Annotated in this window: 20 protein-coding genes; 19 read left to right on the forward strand and 1 reads right to left on the reverse strand. The window is 56.3% G+C overall.

The features are described 5' to 3' along the window. The first annotated feature begins 36 nt into the window (after window positions 1-36). From dnaK to HZA73_05130, 7 genes are all read left to right on the forward strand, one after another. Entirely contained in the window at window positions 37-1,962 is a 1,926-nt protein-coding gene (dnaK, locus tag HZA73_05100; protein ID MBI5805402.1) for a molecular chaperone DnaK, read from the forward strand. A 188-nt stretch (window positions 1,963-2,150) separates the two neighbouring features. Next, window positions 2,151-2,789 (forward strand): hypothetical protein, encoded by a 639-nt coding sequence (locus HZA73_05105; protein ID MBI5805403.1) that lies wholly within the window; start codon window positions 2,151-2,153, stop codon window positions 2,787-2,789. 31 nt (window positions 2,790-2,820) lie between these two features. Beyond that, a complete protein-coding gene (gene dnaJ, locus HZA73_05110) occupies window positions 2,821-3,996 on the forward strand; it encodes a molecular chaperone DnaJ (GenBank protein MBI5805404.1) in 1,176 nt (391 codons plus the stop codon). 44 nt (window positions 3,997-4,040) lie between these two features. Continuing rightward, window positions 4,041-4,595 (forward strand): hypothetical protein, encoded by a 555-nt coding sequence (locus HZA73_05115; protein ID MBI5805405.1) that lies wholly within the window; start codon window positions 4,041-4,043, stop codon window positions 4,593-4,595. Window positions 4,596-4,636: 41 nt separating this feature from the next. Continuing rightward, window positions 4,637-5,419: a 16S rRNA (uracil(1498)-N(3))-methyltransferase gene (locus HZA73_05120; GenBank protein MBI5805406.1), complete on the forward strand. Its 783-nt coding sequence runs from the start codon at window positions 4,637-4,639 to the stop codon at window positions 5,417-5,419. Continuing rightward, entirely contained in the window at window positions 5,416-7,725 is a 2,310-nt protein-coding gene (locus HZA73_05125) for a T9SS type A sorting domain-containing protein (protein ID MBI5805407.1), read from the forward strand. Before HZA73_05120 ends, HZA73_05125 begins: the two co-directional genes overlap by 4 nt. Window positions 7,726-7,942: 217 nt before the next feature. Then, the gene (locus HZA73_05130) at window positions 7,943-8,500 is read left to right on the forward strand and encodes a CvpA family protein (protein MBI5805408.1); all 558 of its coding nucleotides are present in this window, start codon (window positions 7,943-7,945) and stop codon (window positions 8,498-8,500) included. 178 nt (window positions 8,501-8,678) lie between these two features. On the opposite strand, the gene HZA73_05135 is transcribed toward HZA73_05130, so the two are convergent. Next, window positions 8,679-8,999 (reverse strand): hypothetical protein, encoded by a 321-nt coding sequence (locus tag HZA73_05135; protein MBI5805409.1) that lies wholly within the window; start codon window positions 8,997-8,999, stop codon window positions 8,679-8,681. Here HZA73_05135 and HZA73_05140 point away from each other — a divergent pair. The 12 genes from HZA73_05140 to HZA73_05195 all read left to right on the forward strand — a co-directional run bounded on the left by HZA73_05140 (window position 8,998) and on the right by HZA73_05195 (window position 22,102). Beyond that, on the forward strand, window positions 8,998-9,918 hold the full coding sequence (locus HZA73_05140; protein ID MBI5805410.1) for a DMT family transporter: 921 nt from the start codon (window positions 8,998-9,000) through the stop codon (window positions 9,916-9,918). The genes HZA73_05135 and HZA73_05140 overlap by 2 nt on opposite strands. Then, window positions 9,918-12,251, forward strand: coding sequence for an endonuclease MutS2 (locus HZA73_05145; protein MBI5805411.1), 2,334 nt, complete (start codon window positions 9,918-9,920; stop codon window positions 12,249-12,251). The genes HZA73_05140 and HZA73_05145 overlap by 1 nt, the downstream gene beginning before the upstream one ends. Before the next feature lie 69 nt (window positions 12,252-12,320). Then, window positions 12,321-13,115 carry a 4Fe-4S binding protein gene (locus HZA73_05150; protein ID MBI5805412.1) on the forward strand — a complete coding sequence of 265 codons (795 nt, stop codon included), beginning with the start codon at window positions 12,321-12,323 and terminating at the stop codon, window positions 13,113-13,115. Next, a complete protein-coding gene (locus HZA73_05155; protein ID MBI5805413.1) occupies window positions 13,096-13,389 on the forward strand; it encodes a pathogenicity locus in 294 nt (97 codons plus the stop codon). The genes HZA73_05150 and HZA73_05155 overlap by 20 nt, the downstream gene beginning before the upstream one ends. Window positions 13,390-13,412: 23 nt before the next feature. Continuing rightward, window positions 13,413-14,540, forward strand: a complete 1,128-nt coding sequence (locus HZA73_05160; protein MBI5805414.1) for a hypothetical protein — start codon at window positions 13,413-13,415, stop codon at window positions 14,538-14,540. Window positions 14,541-14,727: 187 nt separating this feature from the next. Beyond that, window positions 14,728-16,236 (forward strand): DUF1846 domain-containing protein, encoded by a 1,509-nt coding sequence (locus HZA73_05165; GenBank protein MBI5805415.1) that lies wholly within the window; start codon window positions 14,728-14,730, stop codon window positions 16,234-16,236. Window positions 16,237-16,292: 56 nt separating this feature from the next. Beyond that, a complete protein-coding gene (locus tag HZA73_05170) occupies window positions 16,293-16,931 on the forward strand; it encodes a CDP-alcohol phosphatidyltransferase family protein (GenBank protein MBI5805416.1) in 639 nt (212 codons plus the stop codon). Beyond that, window positions 16,928-17,572 (forward strand): HAD-IB family phosphatase, encoded by a 645-nt coding sequence (locus HZA73_05175; protein MBI5805417.1) that lies wholly within the window; start codon window positions 16,928-16,930, stop codon window positions 17,570-17,572. Before HZA73_05170 ends, HZA73_05175 begins: the two co-directional genes overlap by 4 nt. After that, the gene (locus tag HZA73_05180) at window positions 17,569-18,264 is read left to right on the forward strand and encodes a hypothetical protein (GenBank protein MBI5805418.1); all 696 of its coding nucleotides are present in this window, start codon (window positions 17,569-17,571) and stop codon (window positions 18,262-18,264) included. The genes HZA73_05175 and HZA73_05180 overlap by 4 nt, the downstream gene beginning before the upstream one ends. A gap of 1 nt (window position 18,265) precedes the next feature. After that, window positions 18,266-19,354: a DUF362 domain-containing protein gene (locus tag HZA73_05185; GenBank protein ID MBI5805419.1), complete on the forward strand. Its 1,089-nt coding sequence runs from the start codon at window positions 18,266-18,268 to the stop codon at window positions 19,352-19,354. 245 nt (window positions 19,355-19,599) lie between these two features. Further along, complete coding sequence (locus tag HZA73_05190) at window positions 19,600-21,264, forward strand: peptidyl-prolyl cis-trans isomerase (protein ID MBI5805420.1); 1,665 nt, start codon at window positions 19,600-19,602, stop codon at window positions 21,262-21,264. A 1-nt stretch (window position 21,265) separates the two neighbouring features. Beyond that, a complete protein-coding gene (locus HZA73_05195) occupies window positions 21,266-22,102 on the forward strand; it encodes a peptidyl-prolyl cis-trans isomerase (GenBank protein ID MBI5805421.1) in 837 nt (278 codons plus the stop codon). The last annotated feature ends 22 nt before the right edge of the window (window positions 22,103-22,124 follow it).

A 22,124-nucleotide genomic window follows, 5' to 3' on the forward strand; every position in this document is an offset into this window, starting at 1 on the left:
TAAAAGTATTTTTTAAATAATAGGAGACAAAGAAAAATGGGTAAAGTAATAGGCATTGACCTGGGAACCACCAATTCCTGCGTGGCGGTAATGGAAGGCGGAAACGCCGTGGTGATCCCAAACCAGGACGGGATGAGGACCACCCCCTCGGTGGTGGGCTTTTTAAAGACCGGCGAAGAGGTAGTGGGCATGGTGGCCAAGCGCCAGGCCATCACCAATCCAGAGAACACCATCTATTCCATCAAGCGCTTCATGGGACGCCGCTATAACGAAGTGGATTCGGAGCTGAAGCTGGTGCCCTACCAGGTCTCGGAGGGCCCGCACGGCGACGCCCGGGTCAAGGTAGGCGACAAGGTCTATTCCCCGCCGGAGATCTCGGCCAAGATACTGCGCTATCTTAAGGAAGCGGCCGAGGCCTATCTGGGCGAGAAAGTGACCCAGGCGGTGATCACCGTTCCGGCCTATTTCAACGACGCCCAGCGCCAGGCCACCAAGGACGCCGGTCAGATAGCCGGGCTGGAGGTGCTGCGCATCATCAACGAACCCACCGCGGCCAGCCTGGCCTACGGCATGGACAAGGAAAAGGCCCACAAGATAGCGGTCTACGACCTGGGCGGCGGCACCTTCGACGTCTCCATCCTGGAGCTGGGCGAGGGCGTGTTCGAGGTCCGCTCCACCAACGGCGACACCCACCTGGGCGGCGACGACTTTGACCAGAAGATCATCGATTGGCTGGTGGAGGAATTCAAGAAGGCCCAGGGCATAGACCTCAAGGGCGACAAGATGGCCCTGCAGCGCCTGAAGGAGGCGGCCGAGAAGGCCAAGTGCGAACTGTCCTCCACCATGCAGACCAACATCAACCTGCCGTTCATCACCGCCGACGCCTCCGGGGCCAAGCACCTCGACCTCACTTTGACCCGGGCCAAGCTGGAGCAGCTGGTGGACGACCTGATCCAGCGGACCATCGGGCCCTGCCGCCGGGCCATCGAGGACGCCGGCCTGAAGGTCACCGACATCAACGAAGTGGTTTTGGTGGGAGGGATGACCCGGATGCCCAAGGTCCAGGACATAGTCAAACAGGTGTTCGACAAGGAACCCCACCGCGGCGTCAACCCCGACGAGGTGGTGGCGCTGGGGGCCGGCATCCAGGGCGGCGTGCTGGTGGGCGACGTCAAGGACGTGCTGCTGCTGGACGTGACCCCGCTGTCCCTGGGCATCGAGACCCTGGGCGGGGTGATGACCCGGCTGATAGAACGCAACACCACCATCCCCACCCGCAAGAGCCAGGTGTTCTCCACCGCCACCGACAACCAGCCGGCGGTGTCCATCCACGTGATGCAGGGCGAACGGGAGATGGCGGTGGACAACCGCACCCTGGGCCGCTTTGACCTGGTGGGCATCCCGCCGGCCCCCCGGGGCGTGCCCCAGATAGAGGTCTCGTTCGACATCGACGCCAACGGCATCCTCCACGTTTCGGCCAAGGACCTGGGGACCGGCAAGGCCCAGAGCATCAAGATCACCTCGTCCTCCGGATTGAGCAAGGAGGAGATCGACAAGATGGCCAAGGACGCCTTGGCCCACTCGGCCGAGGACCAGAAGAAGCGGGAGGAGATCGAGACCCGCAACAAGGCCGACGGCCTGATATACAACACCGAGCGGATGATGAGGGAGTACGGCTCGCAGATCTCGGCCGACGACCGCAAGCGGATCGAGGACGGCATTGCACGGCTGCGCAACGTGCTGGGCCGCGATGACGTCGCGGCCATCAAGAGCGCCACCGAGGAGCTGAACGTGGCCTCCTACAAGATAGGCGAGGCGGTGTACGCCAAGGCCAAGGACCAGGGTGCCCAGCCGCAGGGCGGTCCGGGGCCCGAGGCGGCCCCCGGACCCGAGCCCGGTCAGGCCAAGCCCGAAGGCCCGGAGGACGCGGATTATAAAGTGGTGGACGACGAGAAGAAATAACGGCCCGGTAAATTTAAAACGCAACGGGGGAGATAAGCCTTGTCAAAAGGCTTCTCCCCTATTTGCGTATTTATGAGGATATGTCAGAAGTCTTTCGAACTCATCCCTTGCTCCCTTCTCTTGCCAAGAGAAGGGTCGGGGTTGAGTTCAGTGTTGATTAAAGAATGTAAAATTGCAAACTGAAGAAAATGAAACAAACCCATAGTATTACTATTTTAGTTCTTCTATCCCTGGCCTTTTGTCTTCAATGCAGGCCACAGAAGGCTGAACAGTCAGTTAAGAACAGTACTGCAACGGTGAAAGCAGAAGATTATGTTCTTGACACAATCATCACAAAACGAATACCGTTAACAGTTGATGGTGAATGGGCAACCATCAACTATCACTTGAAAGTAAAGGACTGGAAGAAGCCAGTTGAATGGATGTTTATAGTCGTTAATGATAAAGATACCATTTATGAAATCGTTTCGATTGATGCGAGAATCGATACATTTTTTTATGATAATAATTATATTTGCTATGATAGCGGAGGGTATTTTGCAAATAAGAAAGGGTGGTACCTGAACGGTATTAGTAATTTTCACTGCGATACTTTATCACCAAAAGAAAAGAGAAGAATTGATTTTAAAAAATGCAGTAAAGATTATTTTCTGTCAGAATTCGGAGCAAATAAGAAAGAACAATTAGACAATTGGAATATGTTTTGGAACGATTATGAAAATAAAATAATGTTGATATATACATTTCATGATGCTCCAGAATGTGATCCTGCATCACTTGTATACTATAATAAGCTAAAACGGTTCGTGCCAATATACGCACCATAAAGTTCACATAAATATAATAAATACTGATAAAATGACCCCCACCAAAAACGACTACTACGAAATACTGGGCATTCCCAAGAATGCCACTGATGACCAGGTAAAGCAGGCCTATCGCGCTCTGGCCAAGAAGCACCATCCCGACATGAACCGGGAGAATCCCAAGGCGGCCGAGGAGAAGTTCAAGGAACTCTCCGAGGCCTACGAGGTGCTGATGGACAAGCAGAAGCGGGCCAACTACGACCAGTACGGCCACGCCGGGGTGGATCCCAGCTTCGGCCGGGGCGGCTTCGATTTCGGCCGCGACTTCACCCACGCCGAAGACATCCAGGACATCTTCGGTTCCATGTTCGGCGGCGGCGGCGGGAATTCCATCTTCGACATGTTCTTTGGCGGGCAGGGACAGGGACAGGGCGCAAGACGGCGGGGCCGTAACGAGCGCCGGGGCGGCGACCTGCAGATCCGCCTGCCTTTGACGCTGGAGGAGATCGCCTCTGGGGTGGAAAAGACCCTTCAGCTCAAGCGCTACGAATCCTGCCCCGACTGTACCGGCTCGGGGGTCAAGTCCGGGGCGGACATCAAGGAATGCCCGGCCTGCAAGGGCTCGGGAGAGGTGCGCCAGGTCTCGCGCTCCGTCTTTGGGCAGTTCATCAACGTGGGTACCTGCCCCCAGTGCGGGGGCGAGGGCAAGATCATCTCCAAACCCTGCCAGGGCTGCGGGGGCGAGGGCCGGGTAAAGAAGGACGCCACCATCAAGGTGAAGATCCCAGCCGGGGCGGCCGACGGCAACTATCTGCCCTTAAGGGGCCAGGGCAACATCGGACTGCGGGGCGGCCCGGCCGGCGACATCCTGGTCTACATCGAGGAGAAGCAGCATCCGCTGTTCACCCGGCACGGCGACGACCTGATAGTTGGCATCTCGGTCTCCTACGCCCAGGCGGTTTTGGGCTGCAAGATAGAAGTGCCGATGCTTAACGGCAAGGCCGAGCTCTCCATCCCCTCCGGCACGCCTTCGGGCAAGATCTTCAGGATGCGGGGCAAGGGCCTGCCCCGGCTGAACTCCGGCGGCAGCGGCGATGAGTTGATCAAAGTGGAGGTCTGGATGCCCCAGAAGCTTTCCGGCGAGGAGAAGAAGCTGCTGAAACAGCTGGAGGAACTGCAGAAGAATAAAGTGCCGGGGGCCTGTAAGATAGATGTCAGTGAAAACTAATTTGCCACCGAGGCGCAGAGTTTACATAACGAAGTTGGATGCAGATGGAACAGACGATTGCTTTCAAAGACCGCAAGGTTTTCCGCGCCTGGCTTCAGAAGAACCAGGATTGCGGCCACAGTATCTGGATTGAGTATTACAAGGACGGCAGGCCGGGAATCACATATTCCGAATCTCTTGAAGAAGCGTTGTGCTTCGGGTGGATAGACTCCACCCTCAAGCGGGTGGATGATGCGGTTTATATCCGTAAATTTGTTAAGCGCCGGGCAGGCAGCGTCTGGTCAGTTCGCAACAGACTGATTGCGGGAAGGCTCATCAAATCCGGGAAGATGACCAAATGGGGAATTGAAGCGGTCAACACAGCCAAAAGCAACGGCCAGTGGGCCAGAAGCGAAAGTGAGGAGATAACCCCGGCCGATGTCGCAGGCCTGAGAAGAGTGATTAGTAAAAAGACCCGGCTGTCCAGTTTCGATAAACTGGGCGCGTCAAGAAAAGAACTGTTCGCCCGGTACTATTTCGATGGCAAGAAGGAGGAAACCCGTAAGGCCCGTCTGGACAGAATCTTCGAAGTAATGGACGGGAAAAGGCAGTTGCTGTAAAAAGGCTGGTACGGTGCATCTAACAATCACAAGACGCTGAAATGTCAGAATACTTTTACGCTCCGCCGGAGAATGTATCCGAGCGGCAGGTTATCATCACCGGCGAGGAGGCCCGGCACATCGCCAAGGTGCTGAGGCACAAGAAGGGCGACCTGCTGACCATCGTGGACGGACAGGGCGGCGAGTACATGTGCTCCATCGCCACCGCCACCGAGCACACGGTGACGGCCAACATCGTCAACAAGCTGCGCAAGTCGCACGAGCCCATCGCCCGGGTCACTTTGGCCCAGGCGGTGCCCAAGGGCCAGCGTATGGATTTCGCCATTGAGAAAGGGACCGAGCTGGGCCTGTTCGCAATCATCCCGCTGATCACCAGGAACTCGGTGGCCCGGCCCGGCGAGGCTGACCGGCTGCTGCCTCCTTTGCAGGACGAGGAAGGCCCAGGCCACAAGAGCGCCCGCTGGCAAAGGATCGCCACCGCCGCCATGAAGCAGTCCCTGCGCTCGGTGCTGCCCCAGATCGCCCAGCCCGAGGATCTCAAGGACCTGATGCAGAGGCATAAGGAGTTCGAGCTGATCCTTTTGGCCGACGAGGGCCAGCAGAAAATATCGGTGGCTTCGGTGTTCAAGGGGCTGGCTAAAATGCCCCGGACCGTCTTATGCCTGGCCGGGCCCGAAGGCGGATTCACGCCAGAAGAACGGGAGCTGGCCATGAAAAGCAATGCCCACATAGTCACTTTGGGTCCGCGGCGCCTGAGGGCCGAGACCGCCGGGATCGTACTGAGCACTTTGATCCTGGCCCAACTGGGCGAACTGGGGGAATGAAACAGATGAGTTTGATCAAGACGATATTGGTCCTGTTGACAGCCGCTGCTCCGGCTCTGGCCCAAGAGCCCCTGGAGCTCCGGGCAGCCCAGGACCGCTTTAAGCCAATGCTTGGGACGGTCAAGTTAGACTCAACCCACCAGTATGATGTCCTTAAGTACCGGCTGGCGGTGGACCTGCCCATGACCAACGACTCTCTCTACGGGCATCAAGACATTCTGGCCATCCGGAAAACTACCGGCGACAGCCTGACCCTTAACTGCGTCCGCCTGGAGGTGGATTCGGTCAAGCTTGACGGCAGCCATACCGGATACAGTCTCAGCGCCGACACCCTGTTTTTGACGGCGGATTTTGCATCGGTTGGGGTGGGACAGAGTTTCAATCTGGAGGTATTCTACCGGGGCGGGAATTTCAGCAAGAACGGGGTTTGGTCCAACGGTTATTACTGGTTCAAACAGGGAGTGGCCCGGGGCACTTCAACCGACACCCTGCATACATTGGGCTACACCATGAGCGAACCCCAGGACGCCAGGGCCTGGATGCCATGCTTTGACGAGCCCTGGGATAAGGCCGATTCCGGCTGCAGCATCTCCATCACTCTACCGGACTCCTTTGCCGCGGCTTCCAACGGCCTGCTGCAGGACACTCTGCGCAGCGGCGACCGGCTGACCTGGCGCTGGCAGGAGGATTCTGCCATCGCCACCTACCTTATGTGCTTTACCGCCTCGCGCTATGCCATGTGGTCCGATACCGCCCACCTGGCCTCGGGCCGGGCCGTTCCGTTGAACTATTTCATCTGGCCCGAGGATTCGGCCCTGTCGCGCATCGTCTTTGCCACGGTCCCCGGAATCACCAGTCTTTACGACTCGCTTTTCCACGATTATCCCTTCTGCAAGTACGGGATGGCAGTGGTCTATCCGGTCTATTTCGGAGGGATGGAACATCAGACCATGACCACCATCAGCCGTTCCTGGCTGCTGGGCAACGTGCAGAAGGGGGTGGTCCACGAACTGGCCCACATGTGGTACGGGGATCTGGTGACCTGCGGCACCTGGCCCGACATCTGGCTGAACGAGGGCTTTGCCAGCTACCTGGAGGCCGTACATTACGAATGGGAGACGGACAGCCTGCCGGGAAATTACATGAACCGGTGGTTCTGGAGAGCGCTGAGCGGTACCGCCAATCTCTATCCCATCTACAATCCGCCGGAAAACCTTTGGTTTGACTATCCCCTGGTTTATAACAAGGGTGCCTGGGTGCTTCACGGGTTGCGCTGGGTGATGGGCGATACGGCTTTCTTTCCCATGATGCGGGCATATGCGGACAGTTTTGCCAACGGCAACGCGATCACCACCGACTTCCAAAGAATAGGTGAACAGCATCACAGCTCATCGCTGCAATGGTTCTTTGACCAGTGGGTCTACCGGGCCGGGCACCCCATCTACTCCACGGCGATCTACTACAAGACCCAAGGCGACAGCAATTCGGCCTGGGTAAAACTGAGGCAGACCTCTACCACCGGAGAACTTTACAAGATGCCGCTGGCCCTGGCCTGCAGCACCTCCGCAGGCTTTGACAGCGTGACCGTGGTTTGGGACAGTCTGACCTCACAGGATTTTTTGGTTTACGATGACCAGCCGGTAGCCGGGATCAAGCTGGACCCGGACAGCTGGGTGCTTAAGGAGTGGAACGATTCCCTGCCGCATTTAACCGGATTTCTTGTGCCGATAAAAAGGGACAAGGGCGCTATCGTGCCTTGTTGGAACCGTTTTACGGCCGATACAACCATAGCGGGGTACAACCTTTATCGCAGTGCCGATTCAGCTGGACCATTTACAAGGATCAACGCCGCGATCATTACTGACACTGTCTATTTCGATGGTCCCCTCAATAATGGGGATGTATTTTTCTACTGCATTACGGCGGTCAATGGAGTTGATACTTGTTATGAAACACATTTTTCAAATATACTTTCTGGAATGGCCGAGGACGGGGTGGAGGGAACACCTGGCGAAGGCGAACCAGTAACGGGCCTTGGGCTGACCCAGGCTGCGCCTAATCCCTTTAAACAGTCAACGGTGATCAATTATCAATTGACAAGACCGGGGCTGGCAGCCATCAAGGTTTACAATGTCCAGGGACAGCTGGTGAAGACTCTAGTTAACGCCGTGAAACCAGCGGGCCGGCACCAGGCGCAGTGGAACGGCCGGGATGAAACCGGGAATAGAACTTCCAGCGGGATATATTTCGCCAGGCTGGAGGCAGAGGGCAGAACCATCACCCGGACCCTGCAGTACGTAAAGTAAACGGAAGCATTCAAGGTCGCATACACCCGAAGGGACTACAGTAGTCAGTGAATTGTGAAAGGTGAATAGTGAATATTGTGACTTGGTAGCTCATTAGCGATTGCTTCGTTTGTCAAACTTGATGCCGTCTCGCAATGACCGCTCTGTGTCACTTCGACGCCGCTCAGTGCAAGCTCTGTGGCAGGAACTTCCGGTTTAACTTAGCAAGGAGCAATACATGAACTGGATAGATATCATCATTTTGGTCCTGCTGGGGCTGGCGGTGGGAATGGGCTTCAAGAAGGGCCTGGTACAGGAGATCGTGGGCATCGTAGCCCTGATCGTCTCGTTCTTCCTGGCTTTAAAGCTGCATTCGGCCGCGACCGGCGGGCTGGTCAAGCTGTTCCCCAAGGTGCCGGCGCACTTGGCGCCCACCATCGGGTTCGCGGTGATGTTCCTGGCGGCCTTCGGGGCCATTACCCTGGCCGGGTGGCTGCTGTCCAAGCTGATCAAGGCCACGCCGCTGGACCTGGCCGACAAGCTGGGCGGGATGGTGATCGGCCTGCTTAAGGGCGCGGTGGTGATCTCCATCCTTCTTCTTCTTTTGACCTTCCTGCCATTGCCCAAGGACGTCACCCACAAATTGGACCGCTCCGGGATGATCCGTTCCATGCGCAAGGTGGCGCCGTGGGTGTACGAGAAGACTAAAGGACTGTGGCCCAAGGCCCAGGAGCTGTACAAGGAATTTGAGAAGACGCCGGAGCCCAAGAAGGTGGAGGAACTGAAGACGATCTGATAAGATAGGAATGCAAATATTAGCACGAATTATTTCCACAAAAAGTAAATATGGTAACAAGAGAAGAAGAAAAAGAAATAATTGAACAATATTCTTTGGAATTTGGTCTTACATCTTTTCAAAGAATATTATATTATTTTTCCTGTCTTACAATGTGTATTTGGTTTTTAATGCCAGTCTATTCACCAGATAAATTGCCATTGTGGGTTATCTTTGTTGTCTTTCCACCTATAATATTTCTTGGCGTAGTATCCTTACCAAAATATTTCAAAATAATGACATTCAGCTCAACTTTTGATGAATTGAGGTGGGATCCAATTTTAACCATGAAATGTACATTTGCTGCAGCATATCCACCCAAGGAGCTATTGGCTAAATACCCTTGGTTGAAATTACTACATATAGTTTTTATTCTCTTACCATTTTTATGTTTTGCCATTTCTTTTTTAGTTATGGCTGGAATTATATAAACCATTTTGGGCAGTAATTTTGTAGTCATGAAAAAATCCTCACCCCTGGTCTACATATACACTCTCAGCGCCATGCTCTTCTGGGGCCTGTCGTATGTCTGGGTCAAGATAGCCTACGAATACTACCAGCCGCTGACGGTCGTTTTCTTAAGGCTGGCGTTGTCCACGGTTTTTCTATGGATCATCGCCCGGTTCATGACACCGGGCGAAAGCATCAAGAAAGGCGACAAGCGGTATTTTATGCTGCTGGCCTTCTTTGAGCCGTTCTGCTATTTTCTGGCCGAAAGCTTCGGGCTTAAATACGTCTCCGCCGCCGTGGGCTCCATCATCATCGCCACCATTCCGGTCTTTACGCCGCTGGCGGTTTATTTTATGCTGCGGGAAAAAGTGGGCTGGGGCACCCTGGCCGGGCTGGCGGTCTCGTTCCTGGGGGTGGGGCTGATCGTGTTCAACCAGGGCTTCGGGATAGAGGTCTCGGCCAAAGGCGTGCTGCTGATGTTCCTGGCTGTCTTCTCCGGCGTGCTCTATGGCCTGCTGTTGAAGAAGGTCTCCCATAAATACTCGGCCCTGACGGTGGTCAAATACCAGAACATCATCGGGCTGTTTTTGTTCCTGCCGCTGTTCCTGTTCTTCGACTGGGGGCATTTCAGCGGCGTTGCTCCGGACCTCCGGGTGATCTCGGTCCTGGCCCTGCTGGCGGTATTCCCCTCCAGCCTGGCCTTCGTCTTCATCACCATCGGGGTCAGAAACATCGGGATATCACGGGTCAATCTGTTCACCAACTTCATCCCGGTCTCCACCGCGGTCTTTTCCTACTTTCTTCTGGGAGAAAGGTTCAATGTATTAAAACTAACCGGAATGACTGTGGTCATTGCCGGGCTGTTACTTTCAGAGTTAACTTCACGGCAAAAAGAAACCGGAGAAATAATCACACGATTTGACGGCTAATGAATCAGCATTCACTAAATATTCTTGAATTCAATTTTGTTCGTAATGCTTTAGCTCAGAAGGCTGCCACCCCCTACGGCCGGGAGGAGGCCATGGCGCTGATGCCGCTGGCCGATCCCGAGGCCGTGGTCAAAATGCAGGACGAGACGGGCGAGGCTAGGAAGTTTTTGGAGGCCGGATTCGGCCTGGACTTCTACGAACTGCAGGACATCCGTCCTCAGCTGGAGGCCCTTAAGGCCGAGGGTGTGGTGATGGACTCTCTGGTCCTGCTGCACCTGTCCCGCCATCTGTACGTGGCCCGGCAGGTCCGCTCATCGCTGGGGCTGCGCACCGAGGAGTATCCCCTGCTGGCATCGCAGGCCTTGGGCCTGATCGCTTTCAAGGACCTGGAGGACCGGATAGTCAAGGCCATAGAGCCGGACGGCCGGGTGGCCGACAAGGCCAGCACCGAGCTGTACCACATCCGGCGGGAGCAGGAGACGGTGCGCCAGCGCATCCACTCCAAGCTGGAGGACATCATGGGCCAGGAGGCGGCCGACATCCAGGAGACGCTGATCACCATCCGGGAGGGGCGCTATGTGATCCCGGTCAAGGCCGATTCCAAGAACAAGCTGAAAGGCATAGTCCACGACAGCTCGGCCTCCGGGGCCACGGTCTACATGGAGCCTTTGGCCACCATCGAGATGAACAACCGGATGCGCCAGCTGTTCTCGGCCGAAAAGCAGGAGGTGGAGCGGATCCTGCGCCAGTTCTCGGTGGAGGTCTCCGAAAACCTTGACGCCATGGAGAACAACCTGGTGCTCGTCGCCCACTTTGACCTGGTGTTCGCCCGGGCCAAACTGGCCCTGGCCTGGAAGTGCGTGAGGGCCATATTCCCGGGCGGCCAGTACCTGAAGCTGATAGAGGCCCGGCACCCGGCGCTTAAGGATCCGGTGCCGCTGAACCTGGAGCTGGGGGACGGCCGGACCACCATGGTCATCACCGGGCCCAACACCGGCGGCAAGACCGTAGTGCTCAAGACCGTGGGCCTATTGGCCCTGATGAACCAGTCAGGCCTGCAGATCCCGGCCCGGGACGGCAGCGCCCTGCCTTTGTTCGGCCAGGTGTTCGCCGACATCGGCGACGAACAGTCCATCTCCCAGTCGCTGTCCACCTTCTCCTCGCACATCTCGCAGATCAAGGGGGTGCTGGAGAATTCCACCGCCCGGTCGCTGGTGCTGCTGGACGAGATCGGGGCCGGCACCGAGCCGGCCGAGGGCGCGGCCCTGGCCATGACCATTCTTCTGCAGCTGACCAACAAGGGCTGCCTGACCCTTTCCACCACCCATTACGGGGCGCTGAAGGCCTTCGTCCAGCAGAATGTCCAGATGCTGAACGCGGCCATGGAATTTGACCGGGAAAAACTGCAGCCCACCTACCGCCTGATGATGGGCGTGCCCGGGGCCAGCTACGGGATAGAGATCGCCTCGCGGCTGGGGCTTTCGCCCGAGGTCATAAAAGACGCCCGTTCCCGGATAGACTCCAAGTCGGTCCAGCTGGAGGAGCTGATCACCTTTTTGGAACAGGTCAAGCGCCAGGCCGAGCAAAAGGAGCTGAAGGCCATGGACGACATGGAGCAGGCCCAAAGCCTGAAGGATGAATACCAGTCCCGGCTGGAAGGTTTGCAGGAAGAACTGAAGGTCATGAAGCTGAAGGCGGCCGAGGAATCCCGGAGCATCATCACCCAGGCCCGCAGCGCGGCCGAGCAGGCGGTGGCCGTGATCAAGGCCGAACAGGCCGGCAAACAGAGCATCATCAAGGCCAGGGAGATGCTGAAAGCGGCCGAAGCCCTGCTGCCCCCGGAGGAGCGGCCCCAAGCCTACGCCAGGCAGGACCCCGGCCACGTCTTTAAAAAGGGGGAGAAGGTCTACCTGACCGACCTTAAAAAAGAGGGGCTGGTCACCGACCTGTTGGATTCCGGCAAAAAGCTTAAGGTCCGGGTGGGCAACGTGCAGATGACCGTGCCCCGGCAGAATGCGGTGGCCGGTTCTTCCCAGAAGGCCCCGGAGCAGAAACCAAGCCCCACCGTCAGCGCCGACAACGTCTCCGGGTTCGCCCCGGAGCTGCACCTTCTGGGGATGCGGGCCGATGAATCCATAGAGGCGGTGGAGCGCTACATCGACGACGCGGTCTATTACGGGATCACCAATATCCGGATCGTCCACGGCAAGGGGGAAGGGGTGCTGCGCAAGGTGGTCCGGGAGATCCTGACCAAGCATCCCCAGGTGAAGGCCTTCCGGCTGGGCGCCTGGAACGAGGGCCAGGACGGGGTGACGGTGGTGGAGCTCAAATAGGCCATGCAATCAACAATTGACAATGAACATTGAACGGTAAACAGTAAACTGAGAAAAGTGATTGAATTTATGAATTTGCAGGGATCAAACATTGATTTATATTATTTCTCCGGCACCGGCAACACCCTGCTGGCGGCCCGGGAGATGCAGAAAGCATTCGCCGAAAAGGGACTCCAGTGCACGATGCACCGGATCGAGGCCAGCGACCCGCAGAAGATCGACCTTTCCCACACCATCGGCCTGGCCTTTCCCATCGCGGCCTTCACCACCTATCCCCTGGTCTGGGATTTCGTTTATAAGATGCCGGTGACCAGGGGAACAAAGGTTTTTGCCATGGCTACCATGGGAGGTTTTTCCCTTTGCGCCATGGGGCCTCTGAAAAGAGTCATGAAACAAAAAGGCTATTTACCCATCGGAGCCAAACAGGTGGTGATGCCCAGCAACCTGTGGTACAAGAACTACGATCCGGCAAAGATTCAGAAAACAATCAGCAAGGGGCAAAGGACAGCCCGGAATTTTGCCCTTGATCTTGCGGCGGGGAAGTCAAGCTGGATAAGAGTTCCGCTGGTCCCGGACCTGCTGTTCCCCCTGTTCCTCAGCAAAAAGCTCTGGCAGGGCTCTCCGGGATACGTCAAGGTAAACCCCGACAAATGCACCAAGTGCGCCCAGTGCGTGGAAATGTGCCCGGTGGGGGCCATCCAGCTCAACGAGGAACTGGTGATCTCCAACGCCTGCCAGTGGTGCATGCGCTGCATTTCCTATTGCCCGGAGAAAGCTCTTTATTACGGCAATGACCAGTACCAACGCTACAAACCGGTCGAGATCACGGAACTGACAGCAAAAGATGAAACGTCAAACCGATAACTTCAAGGGTCTGCAGGTGATCCCTGGAGTGGGCAGAAGCATCGAAGAAGACCTGAGAAGGCTGGGGATCAAGAAGGTCTCCTGCCTTAAGGGCCGGGACCCGGAGAAGCTCTACGCCAGATACTGCGCCATGGAGGGGTGCCCGGTGGATCGATGTCTGCTGTATGTCTTCCGTTGCGCGGTGTATTATGCTTCGCATGACAGGCACGACCCGGAACTTCTGAAGTGGTGGAACTGGGCTGACTTAAAACTAAAAACAAAACACAAAAAATAAAATCTTTTAGGGACCTAAGAACAATGCCGATCATCATCAAAGAGGTCGTCACCAAAAAGGAACTCAAGCAGTTCATTGAATTTCCTTTCTCGCTTTACCGGAACCATCCCTATTGGATCCCGCCGCTGCTGATGGACGAGTACGAAACCCTTAGGGCGGACAAGAACCCAGCCTTTGAGTATTGCCGGTCCAAATACTGGCTGGCTATCAAGGACGGCAAACTGGCCGGGCGGATCGCCGGGATAATCAGCCAGCGCTACATCGAAAAATGGGGCAACAAGTACGCCCGTTTCGGCTGGGTGGACTTCATAGACGATGCCGAAGTGGTCAAGTCCCTGTTCGCCACCGTCGAGAAATGGGCCGGGGAGCAGGGCATGGCCGGCATCCACGGGCCGCTGGGCTTCACCGACATGGACCACGAGGGGATGCTGGTGGAGGGTTTTAACGAGCTGGGAACTTTGGCCGCCATCTACAATCACCCCTACTACCCCAAACAGCTGGAAGCGCTGGGCTACGCCAAGGATGTGGACTGGGTGGAGTTCGAGGTCAAGGTTCCCAAAGAAATCCCGGAGAAGGCCGATCGGATCGCCAAGATCGTGATGCAGAAGACCGGGGTCAAAGTGCTGGAAGCCAAGAAGGCCAAGGACCTGCTGCCCTACGCCCACCAGATGTTCGAGGTCCTTAACGCCGCCTTCGCCCCCATCTACGCCTTTGTGCCGTTGAACGAGAAACAGATCGCCATGTACATCAAGCAGTATTTCTCGTTCATCCTGCCGGATTATACCAAGATCCTGCTGGACTCCAAAAACCAGGTGGCGGGGTTCGTGATAGGCATGCCCTCGCTCTCCAGGGCCCTGCAGAGGTCCAAAGGCCGGTTGTTTCCCTTCGGCTTCATTCACATCCTGCGGGCCATCAGCAAAAAGAACAGGCAGATAGACCTGTATCTGGGCGCCATCCGGCCCGACCTGCAGGGCAGGGGCGCCGACGCCCTGCTGATGACCGAGATGTGCCGCTCGGCCATGAAGAACGGGGTGGTCTCGGCCGAGACCAACATCGAGCTGGAGGAGAACGTGAAGGTGCAGAGCCACTGGAAGTATTTCGAGTCCCGCCAGCACAAGCGGCGGCGCTGTTACATCAAAAAATTACAGTGATAACCCACAAGGCAACTTTTTTCACCAAGGGAAATACGGGAATTGTATTGGGACGCAGATAAACGCAGATTATATTTTAAATATCTGCGGGGATCGGAATCGATCAGCGGAGATCTGCGTTCCGGTTGGTGTCTGGTTCCCTGAAGGAAAAGGGTGTCCTGAAAAACACAATAATAGTTAGGGCCAGATGAAGAACGGTTTTGACAACGAGAAATACCTGCAGCTGCAGGCCGAGGCCATCCGGGAGCGGGTGGCCAAGTTCGGGGGCAAGCTGTACCTGGAGTTCGGGGGCAAGCTGATCTATGACTACCACGCGGCCCGGGTGCTGCCCGGTTTCCATCCCAACGTCAAGATGCAGCTGCTGCAGCAGCTGAAGGACCAAGCCGACATCCTGCTCTGCATCTACGCCGGGGACATCGAGCGCCGCAAGATCCGGGCGGACTTCGGCATCACCTACGACGTGGACGCCATGAAACTGGTCGACGACCTTAAGGCCAACGGCCTCTCAGTAAAAGCGGTGATCATCACCCGGTTCGAGAACCAGCCGGCGGCGGTGATCTTCAAGAATAAGCTCCAGCACCGGGGCCTGACGGTCTACACCCACGGCTACACCAAGGGCTATCCCACCGATGTCGACACCGTGGTCAGCGACCTGGGGTACGGAGCCAACGAATACGCGGCCACCGACAAACCGCTGGTGGTGGTGACCGGGCCGGGGCCGGGCAGCGGCAAGCTGGCCACCTGCCTGTCCCAGATGTACCACGACCACCGGCACGGCCTGAAATCCGGCTACGCCAAGTTCGAGACCTTTCCCATCTGGAACATTCCGCTTAAGCACCCGGTGAACGTGGCCTACGAGGCGGCCACCGCCGACATCCGGGACTACAACATGATCGACCCCTTCCATCTTGAAGCCTACGGCAAGACGGCCGTCAACTATAACCGGGACGTGGAGGTGTTTCCGGTGCTGCGCCGGATCCTGGTGAAGATCATGGACGACCCGATGTACAAGTCCCCCACCGACATGGGGGTCAACTGCGCCGGGTTCGGCATCGTGGACGACCAGGCGGTGCAGGAGGCCTCCCGGCAGGAAATACTCAGGCGCTACTTCCGCTACCGCTGCGAGCACGTGATGGGCTTCGTTGATAAGGAGACCATCCAGCGGGTGGAACTGCTGATGAACGACCTGGGGATCAAGCCGGAGGACCGGCCGGTGGTGGAGCCGGCCCGCCGGGCTTCGGCCGAGGGCCAGGACTGCGGCAAGGGAAACGAGGGGATCTTCTGCGGCACCGCCATCCAGCTGCCGGACGGGACCATCATCGCCGGAAAGAATTCGCCCCAGATGCACGCCGCCTCCAGCCTGGTGCTGAACGCGGTCAAGAAGCTGGCCGGGATCCCGGACCAGATACACCTGATCTCGCCGGCTATCATTGAATCCATCGCCAACCTGGACCGCAACATCCTGAAAGAGCGGACGGTCAGCCTGGACCTGGAGGAGACCCTGATAGCCCTGGCGGTCAGCGCCATGACCAACCCCACCGCCCAGCTGGCCATGGAGCAGCTGAAGCAGCTGCAGGGCTGCGAGGTGCACAGCACCCACATCCCCACCCCCGGCGACGAGGAGGGGCTGCGCAAGCTGGGGGTCAACCTGACCAGCGACCCGAATTTCTCCAGCCACAGTTTGTTCGTGGTCTGAAACCGAGAGATATAGTGATTTGGTAATCACGTATTGATCAATCATTAAAACTATTTATGGCCAATCTCGTCACATTATTCCGCCTGATCCTCCTCTTCGGGCTGGTGGTGATGGCCTACCAGACCCGCTACCCCTGGCTGCAATTGGCCAACATGCCGCTGCTGGTGATAGTCATCGCGCTGGATGCGGTGGACGGGGTGGTGGCCCGGATGTTCAAGGAATCCTCGCTGTTCGGAGCCATCTTCGACATCATGGTGGACCGGGTGACCGAGAACGTACTGTGGATAGTGCTGGCCGACTTACGCTACATCCCGGTATGGGTGGCCATCGTGTTCATCACCCGCAGTCTGATCGTGGACTCCATCCGCTCCCACGGCATCCAGCAAGGCAAGACACCGTTTGGGCAGATCGTTTCCAGGTCGGGACAGTTTCTGGTGGGCAGCCGGTTCATGCGGGGATTTTACGGCGCGCTGAAAGTGGTCACCTTCGGTTGGATCTTCCTGCTGCAGCCCTGGCCGGTGCTGATGCCTGGCTTCTGGGCCAATAACTCAGGATACTTCAATCTTGTCACTGCGATCCTGATCTACCTGACCGTGGCCGTCTGTATCCTGCGGAGCATCCCGGTGATAACCGAGTTCGTGGCGGTGCACAGGGTCTTTTCCTACATCAAGCTTCCCCGCAAAAAGGCCGGATGATGCCGATAGTCTTCATAGACATCGACGGCACCATTGTCAGAGGTACCAGTTGCGAAAAACTGTTCATCCCGTATCTGCTGGGAAAACGAAAACTGGGCCTTAAGCAGTACTTCCACTTTGTCCGGTTTGCCCTGCGCCATTTCCCGAAATACGGCTTCAAGGTCTACAAGCGGGACAAGGCCTATCTGGCCGGCTTGCCGACGCTGGAGACCGGGCAGCTGGCGCTGGAGTTCATAGACAAAATATTGCCGGGGCGCTTCAACCGGGACCTTCTGACAGAACTGGAGCGCCGGAAGGCCGCCGGGGACGAGCTGGTGCTGCTTTCGGGAGCGCCCGAATTCCTGGCCGAGCCGCTGGGCAGGAAACTTGGGATCGACAATGTCATCGCCTGCAGGGTCCCTTCGCTCGACGGCCGCTTTACCAGCGGGGATCCGGAACAGCATCCCTACGGGCCTAGCAAACTGTCATTAGCCCTGGAACATTGCCGTAAGCGGGGAGTTCCAATAGAACAGACAGCCGCCTACGCCGACAAATTCAGCGACCTGCCATTGCTGGAACAGGTGGGAACGGCGGTGGCGGTCAATCCAGACAATAGATTGTTAAAAACAGCGAAAAGGAAAGGTTGGAGGATAATCAAATGAAAAAATACATCATAGTCCTGGTTATGTGCGGATTTCTTTTCGTTTTGGCCGCGGCCCAGCCCGGTGAGCAGTCCCTTATCGCCGCCTGGGAACAGTCAATAAAGAATGACCCGGCCACGGTGTCCTTTGAGAAGACAGGCGACCGTTCTTACAAGTACCAGACGAAGAAATTTCCCTATAAAGGCGGTTTGCGGGTCGTAAATGTCACGATCGATGATTACGGCACCGACTATTACAATGACGGATACGACGAGGCCTGCAAGGTCGGCTATGTGGAGACCGAGATCGACAGCAATTCCGCGTCTTTCATGGAACGCTATGCCCGCAGTTACGGGGCATGGCAGGCTTTCAATACCCTTTATTTTGACCATAAGCAGAACCAGTGGCTTAATTATAACCAGTACCGCCAATCCCTCACCAAGAAATACGGCAAAACATGCAGATCCCCCTGGCTGGCCATATTAGGAAACTTTTGGGTGATATTTTTCGTAATCCTTATAGTGTTCATCATCCTTCTTTCCCGCAGGACCAACAAACAGATGAAACAGGCCCTGGCCCGGCAGGACCATGCCCTGGCCGAGACCGACCGGGCTTTAAAGCTTTCCGAACAGTCGGTAAAGTTAAACGAAGAAAGCAACCGGTTGCTTAAAGAAATACTTGAAGCTTTAAAAAACAAAGATCAGGAAAAATAGGATGATGAGATCCAAAGTAGCGGTCATCAAAACCAGACCCGAAACAGTGATCCAGGACATTGCCCGGGTGATGGAGCTGGCGGGATTCAGGCAGTCGCTTGATCCCCAAAAGACCACCATCCTCAAGGACAATATCTCCTGGCATTATCCCTTTCCCGGTGCCAACACCACGCCCTGGCAGCTGGAGGGCGTGATCAAGGCTCTGCAGGAAGCCGGCTATAATGATATCTCCTGCGTCCAGAATAAGACGGTGGTCACCGACACCTTCAAGGGCGAGGACCTCAACCGGTACCTGCCCATCCTAAAAGGTCACAGCGTTCCGGTGCTTTACAACTTCAAGGGCCCGGACATGAAGTGGGTGCCCTATGTCCCCAAGGCGAAGATGCTGGCCCTGGACAAGATATTTCCCGAAGGGATACTGGTGCCGGACTACTTCTTCGGCAGGAACATCGTCCACCTGCCCACCGTCAAATGCCACATCTACACCACCACCACCGGGGCCATGAAGAACGCCTTCGGCGGCCTGCTGAACACCAAAAGGCATTATGCCCATTCCTGGATCCACGAGGTGCTGGTGGACCTTTTGGCCATCCAGCAGGAGATCCATTCCGGGCTGTTTGCGGTGATGGATGGAACCACCGCCGGCAACGGCCCCGGCCCCCGCACCATGTTCCCGGTGATCAAAAACTATCTGCTGGCCTCAAGCGACCAGGTGGCCATCGACGCGGTCTCTGCCCACATGATGGGCTTTGACCCCATGTCCATAAAGTACATCCGGCTGGCCCACGAACAGGGTTTGGGCTGCGGCAGGTTCGAGGAGATCGAGCTGGTGGGTGACGACGTCCGGAAGGAGAACTGGAACTTTAAAGTGGGCCAGAACCTGGTGAAAAGGGTGGGCGGGGACCTGATCTGGTTCGGGCCGTTGAAGAAGATGCAGAAATTCTTCTTTCACACCCCGCTGGTGCACCTGTTCATCCTGGCCTCGGAGATCTATCACGACTACCTGCGCTGGCCGCTAAAGGACCGGTTCACATTTGAAAAATGGAAGAAGGAAACTACCTGGGGGCGGCTGTTCCAGAAGTATTCATAGAACAGGGATCCCATTAACCGGGGAAGACAGGATTAACATGATTTACGGGATTTTTCCATCAAAACATATATCTTGGCAACAAAAGAAACAATTATATATCCTGTAAATCCTGTCTGGTTCATAGGTTCGTAATGATCATATATTTCGGGCAAATTATATTGAAAAAAACCGGAATTTATGATAAACTTTAAGTTTACGGCAAAATACAATAAAAAACCATATTACATTCAAGGAGAATCACTGCCATGAGAAAACTTTTAGGGCTGGCGCTGGTCCTGGGCCTGGTACTAACCGTGGTATCCTGCGGCAACCGTGGCAAGGTGATAGCCAAGGTGGGCAGCCAGAAAATCACTCTGGGACAATTTGACGACAACTACCGGGCCCCGGTGCCCCCGCAGGATTCGGCCACTGCCATGACAAATAAAAGGCGGCTGCTGGATCAGATGGTGGAGCAGAAGCTTTTGGCCCTGGAAGCCCTGGCCCGCAACCTGGACAAGGAGCCCAAACTGCAGAAGGAATACGAGGACCTGACCAAGAACATGCTGATGGGCCAGCTTTACCGCCAGGAGATCCTGGAGAAATCACAGCCCACCGACAAGGAGATCAGGGATTATTACAAGCGGATGGGCACGGAAGTAAAGGCCCGGCACATCCTGGTCAAGACAGAGGAAGAGGCCAAAGCCATTTACAAGTCGCTTAAGGACGGAGCCGACTTTGAGGAGACAGCCAGGCAGAAATCCCAGGATCCGGGCTCGGCTCCCCGGGGCGGCGACCTGGGCTGGTTCGGCTGGGGCCGGATGGTCCAGGCCTTCCAGAAGGCGGTCTTTGACCTGAAGCCGGGACAGCTGGGCAAACCGGTCCAGACCCCGTTCGGCTTTCACATCATCCGGATGGATTCCACCCGGGCGGCCGAGATCAAGCCCTTTGACCAGATGAAGGACATGATCAAGCAGCAGCTGACGGCATCCAAACCCCGGGAGATGGCCACCGAATACGTGGACAAGATAAAATCCTCGGCCAACGTCAAGATCAAAAAGGATGTTCTGGACCTGCTGGCCGCCAAGCAGCCCCAAACCATGGGACCGGCTCCACTGCCGCCGCTGGGAGACGAGGCGGAAAAGAAGAAGGTCATAGTTACCTACAGCGGCGGTTCCTGGACTGTGGAAGTGTTCTACAACAAGCTCAACAAAATGTTCGGCGGCAACGCCGACCTCAGGAATTCCGCAGTGCTGGAACAGCAGGTGCAGGCCATGCTGGTGGAAGACCTGCTTCTGGCCCGGGCCAAGTCCAAGAACCTGCAGAACAATCCCAAGGTCAAACAGCAGATGGAAAAGGCCTGGGACGAGATGCTGGCCGCCTCATTCTATCAGGCCGAGGTGGGCCCCAAGGTCAGCGTCAATCCGGAATCGGTCAAGGTCTACTATGCCAAGAACAAAAAGGCCTTCTATCAGCCGGCCAAGGCCATGGTCCATCAGATTGTGACCCGGACCAAGCCCGAAGCCGATGCGGTATACAAATTGCTTTCCCAGGGCGCCGATTTTGCGGCCACCGCCTCTGAAAAATCAATTGACTGGACCAAGTCCTCAGGCGGAGCCCTGGGCGAAGTGACCCAGAACGATCCCCGGTTCCCGGAAGTTTCCAAGGCGGCTTTTGCCGCCGGTCTGAACCAGGTCACCAGGCCCTTTGCCGTCAAGGAAGGTTTTGCGGTGATCAAGGTCAGCGCCCGAACCCCCGGCAAACAAATGAACTTTGACGAAGTGAAGGCATCCATTGAACAGAACATGGCCCAGGGCCAGGAGCAGATCCTGTACCTAAGCCTGATCGAGACCCTTAAGTCAAAATATCCGGTAACAGTAGATGAGAATGTCTTAAAGCTGGCCGGCCAGCAAAAGCCGGAAGAGGGAAAATAAAATGAAAAAACTAACCATGGCCGGGCTGGTCCTGATCCTCGGTTTAAGCCTGCTGGCCGGAACCGGCTGTAAAAAAGAACAGCCCCAAGGGCAGGTGGTGGCCCGGGTCAACAAGGCCGTCCTGACGGACTCAGACGTCAAGGATTATCTGCCCAACGGCGCGGCCGGCATTTCACCGGCCCAGAAGGAAGAGTTCTTAAGGCGCTGGGTGGATACGGAACTGTTCTACCAGGAAGCCATAAAAAAGGGATTGGACAAGGATCCCAAGGTGGCCAAGCAATTGCGCGACCTGAAGCGTGAGATCCTGGCCAACCAGCTGCTTCAAAAGGAAGTGGTGGAGAAGCAGAGCGTCAGCGAGTCCGAGGTCAAGGCCTACTTTGACCTGCACCAGGCCGAATTTCAGAACAATGTCCGCTACAGCCAGATAGTGGTCCAATCCCCGGAAGAGGCTGCCGCCATCAAGTCCGCGCTGGACGGAGGAGCTGATTTTGCCAAGATTGCCAGGGAAAGGTCGTTGGATGCCGCTTCCCGGGCCAACGGCGGAGACCTGGCCGGCTACCTGCAGCGGGGCAGCGGGGAGATGCCGCTGGATTTTGAGGAAAAACTTTTTGCCCTGGCCAAGGGGCAGACCTCGGACGCCATCAAGCTGTTCAACGGATATTTCATCATCAAGGTCACCGACAAGAAACCGGTCTGGCCGCCGGTGAAGTTCGAAGACGTCCGGGAGGGATTGACCAACGGGATGACCATGGGCAAGCAGAAAACGGCTTTTGACAATCTGACCGAAGAGCTTAAGAAGACCGCCCAGGTGGAGACCCACCCCGACCTGATCAAGTAGCATTGCAGCAATATAATATTTG

It is taken from the genome of candidate division TA06 bacterium, assembly GCA_016235665.1.
In the GTDB taxonomy this organism is placed as follows: domain Bacteria; phylum Edwardsbacteria; class AC1; order AC1; family EtOH8; genus UBA5202.

Excerpts from the sequence above, each read along its gene's own strand:
- dnaK (MBI5805402.1), top strand. The coding sequence starts at position 37 with ATGGGTAAAGTAATAGGCATTGACCTGGGAACCACCAATTCCTGCGTG.
- HZA73_05105 (MBI5805403.1), top strand. The coding sequence starts at position 2,151 with ATGAAACAAACCCATAGTATTACTATTTTAGTTCTTCTATCCCTGGCC.
- dnaJ (MBI5805404.1), top strand. The coding sequence starts at position 2,821 with ATGACCCCCACCAAAAACGACTACTACGAAATACTGGGCATTCCCAAG.
- HZA73_05115 (MBI5805405.1), top strand. The coding sequence starts at position 4,041 with ATGGAACAGACGATTGCTTTCAAAGACCGCAAGGTTTTCCGCGCCTGG.
- HZA73_05120 (MBI5805406.1), top strand. The coding sequence starts at position 4,637 with ATGTCAGAATACTTTTACGCTCCGCCGGAGAATGTATCCGAGCGGCAG.
- HZA73_05125 (MBI5805407.1), top strand. The coding sequence starts at position 5,416 with ATGAAACAGATGAGTTTGATCAAGACGATATTGGTCCTGTTGACAGCC.
- HZA73_05130 (MBI5805408.1), top strand. The coding sequence starts at position 7,943 with ATGAACTGGATAGATATCATCATTTTGGTCCTGCTGGGGCTGGCGGTG.
- HZA73_05140 (MBI5805410.1), top strand. The coding sequence starts at position 8,998 with ATGAAAAAATCCTCACCCCTGGTCTACATATACACTCTCAGCGCCATG.
- HZA73_05135 (MBI5805409.1), bottom strand. The coding sequence starts at position 8,999 with ATGACTACAAAATTACTGCCCAAAATGGTTTATATAATTCCAGCCATA.
- HZA73_05145 (MBI5805411.1), top strand. The coding sequence starts at position 9,918 with ATGAATCAGCATTCACTAAATATTCTTGAATTCAATTTTGTTCGTAAT.
- HZA73_05150 (MBI5805412.1), top strand. The coding sequence starts at position 12,321 with ATGAATTTGCAGGGATCAAACATTGATTTATATTATTTCTCCGGCACC.
- HZA73_05155 (MBI5805413.1), top strand. The coding sequence starts at position 13,096 with ATGAAACGTCAAACCGATAACTTCAAGGGTCTGCAGGTGATCCCTGGA.
- HZA73_05160 (MBI5805414.1), top strand. The coding sequence starts at position 13,413 with ATGCCGATCATCATCAAAGAGGTCGTCACCAAAAAGGAACTCAAGCAG.
- HZA73_05165 (MBI5805415.1), top strand. The coding sequence starts at position 14,728 with ATGAAGAACGGTTTTGACAACGAGAAATACCTGCAGCTGCAGGCCGAG.
- HZA73_05170 (MBI5805416.1), top strand. The coding sequence starts at position 16,293 with ATGGCCAATCTCGTCACATTATTCCGCCTGATCCTCCTCTTCGGGCTG.
- HZA73_05175 (MBI5805417.1), top strand. The coding sequence starts at position 16,928 with ATGATGCCGATAGTCTTCATAGACATCGACGGCACCATTGTCAGAGGT.
- HZA73_05180 (MBI5805418.1), top strand. The coding sequence starts at position 17,569 with ATGAAAAAATACATCATAGTCCTGGTTATGTGCGGATTTCTTTTCGTT.
- HZA73_05185 (MBI5805419.1), top strand. The coding sequence starts at position 18,266 with ATGATGAGATCCAAAGTAGCGGTCATCAAAACCAGACCCGAAACAGTG.
- HZA73_05190 (MBI5805420.1), top strand. The coding sequence starts at position 19,600 with ATGAGAAAACTTTTAGGGCTGGCGCTGGTCCTGGGCCTGGTACTAACC.
- HZA73_05195 (MBI5805421.1), top strand. The coding sequence starts at position 21,266 with ATGAAAAAACTAACCATGGCCGGGCTGGTCCTGATCCTCGGTTTAAGC.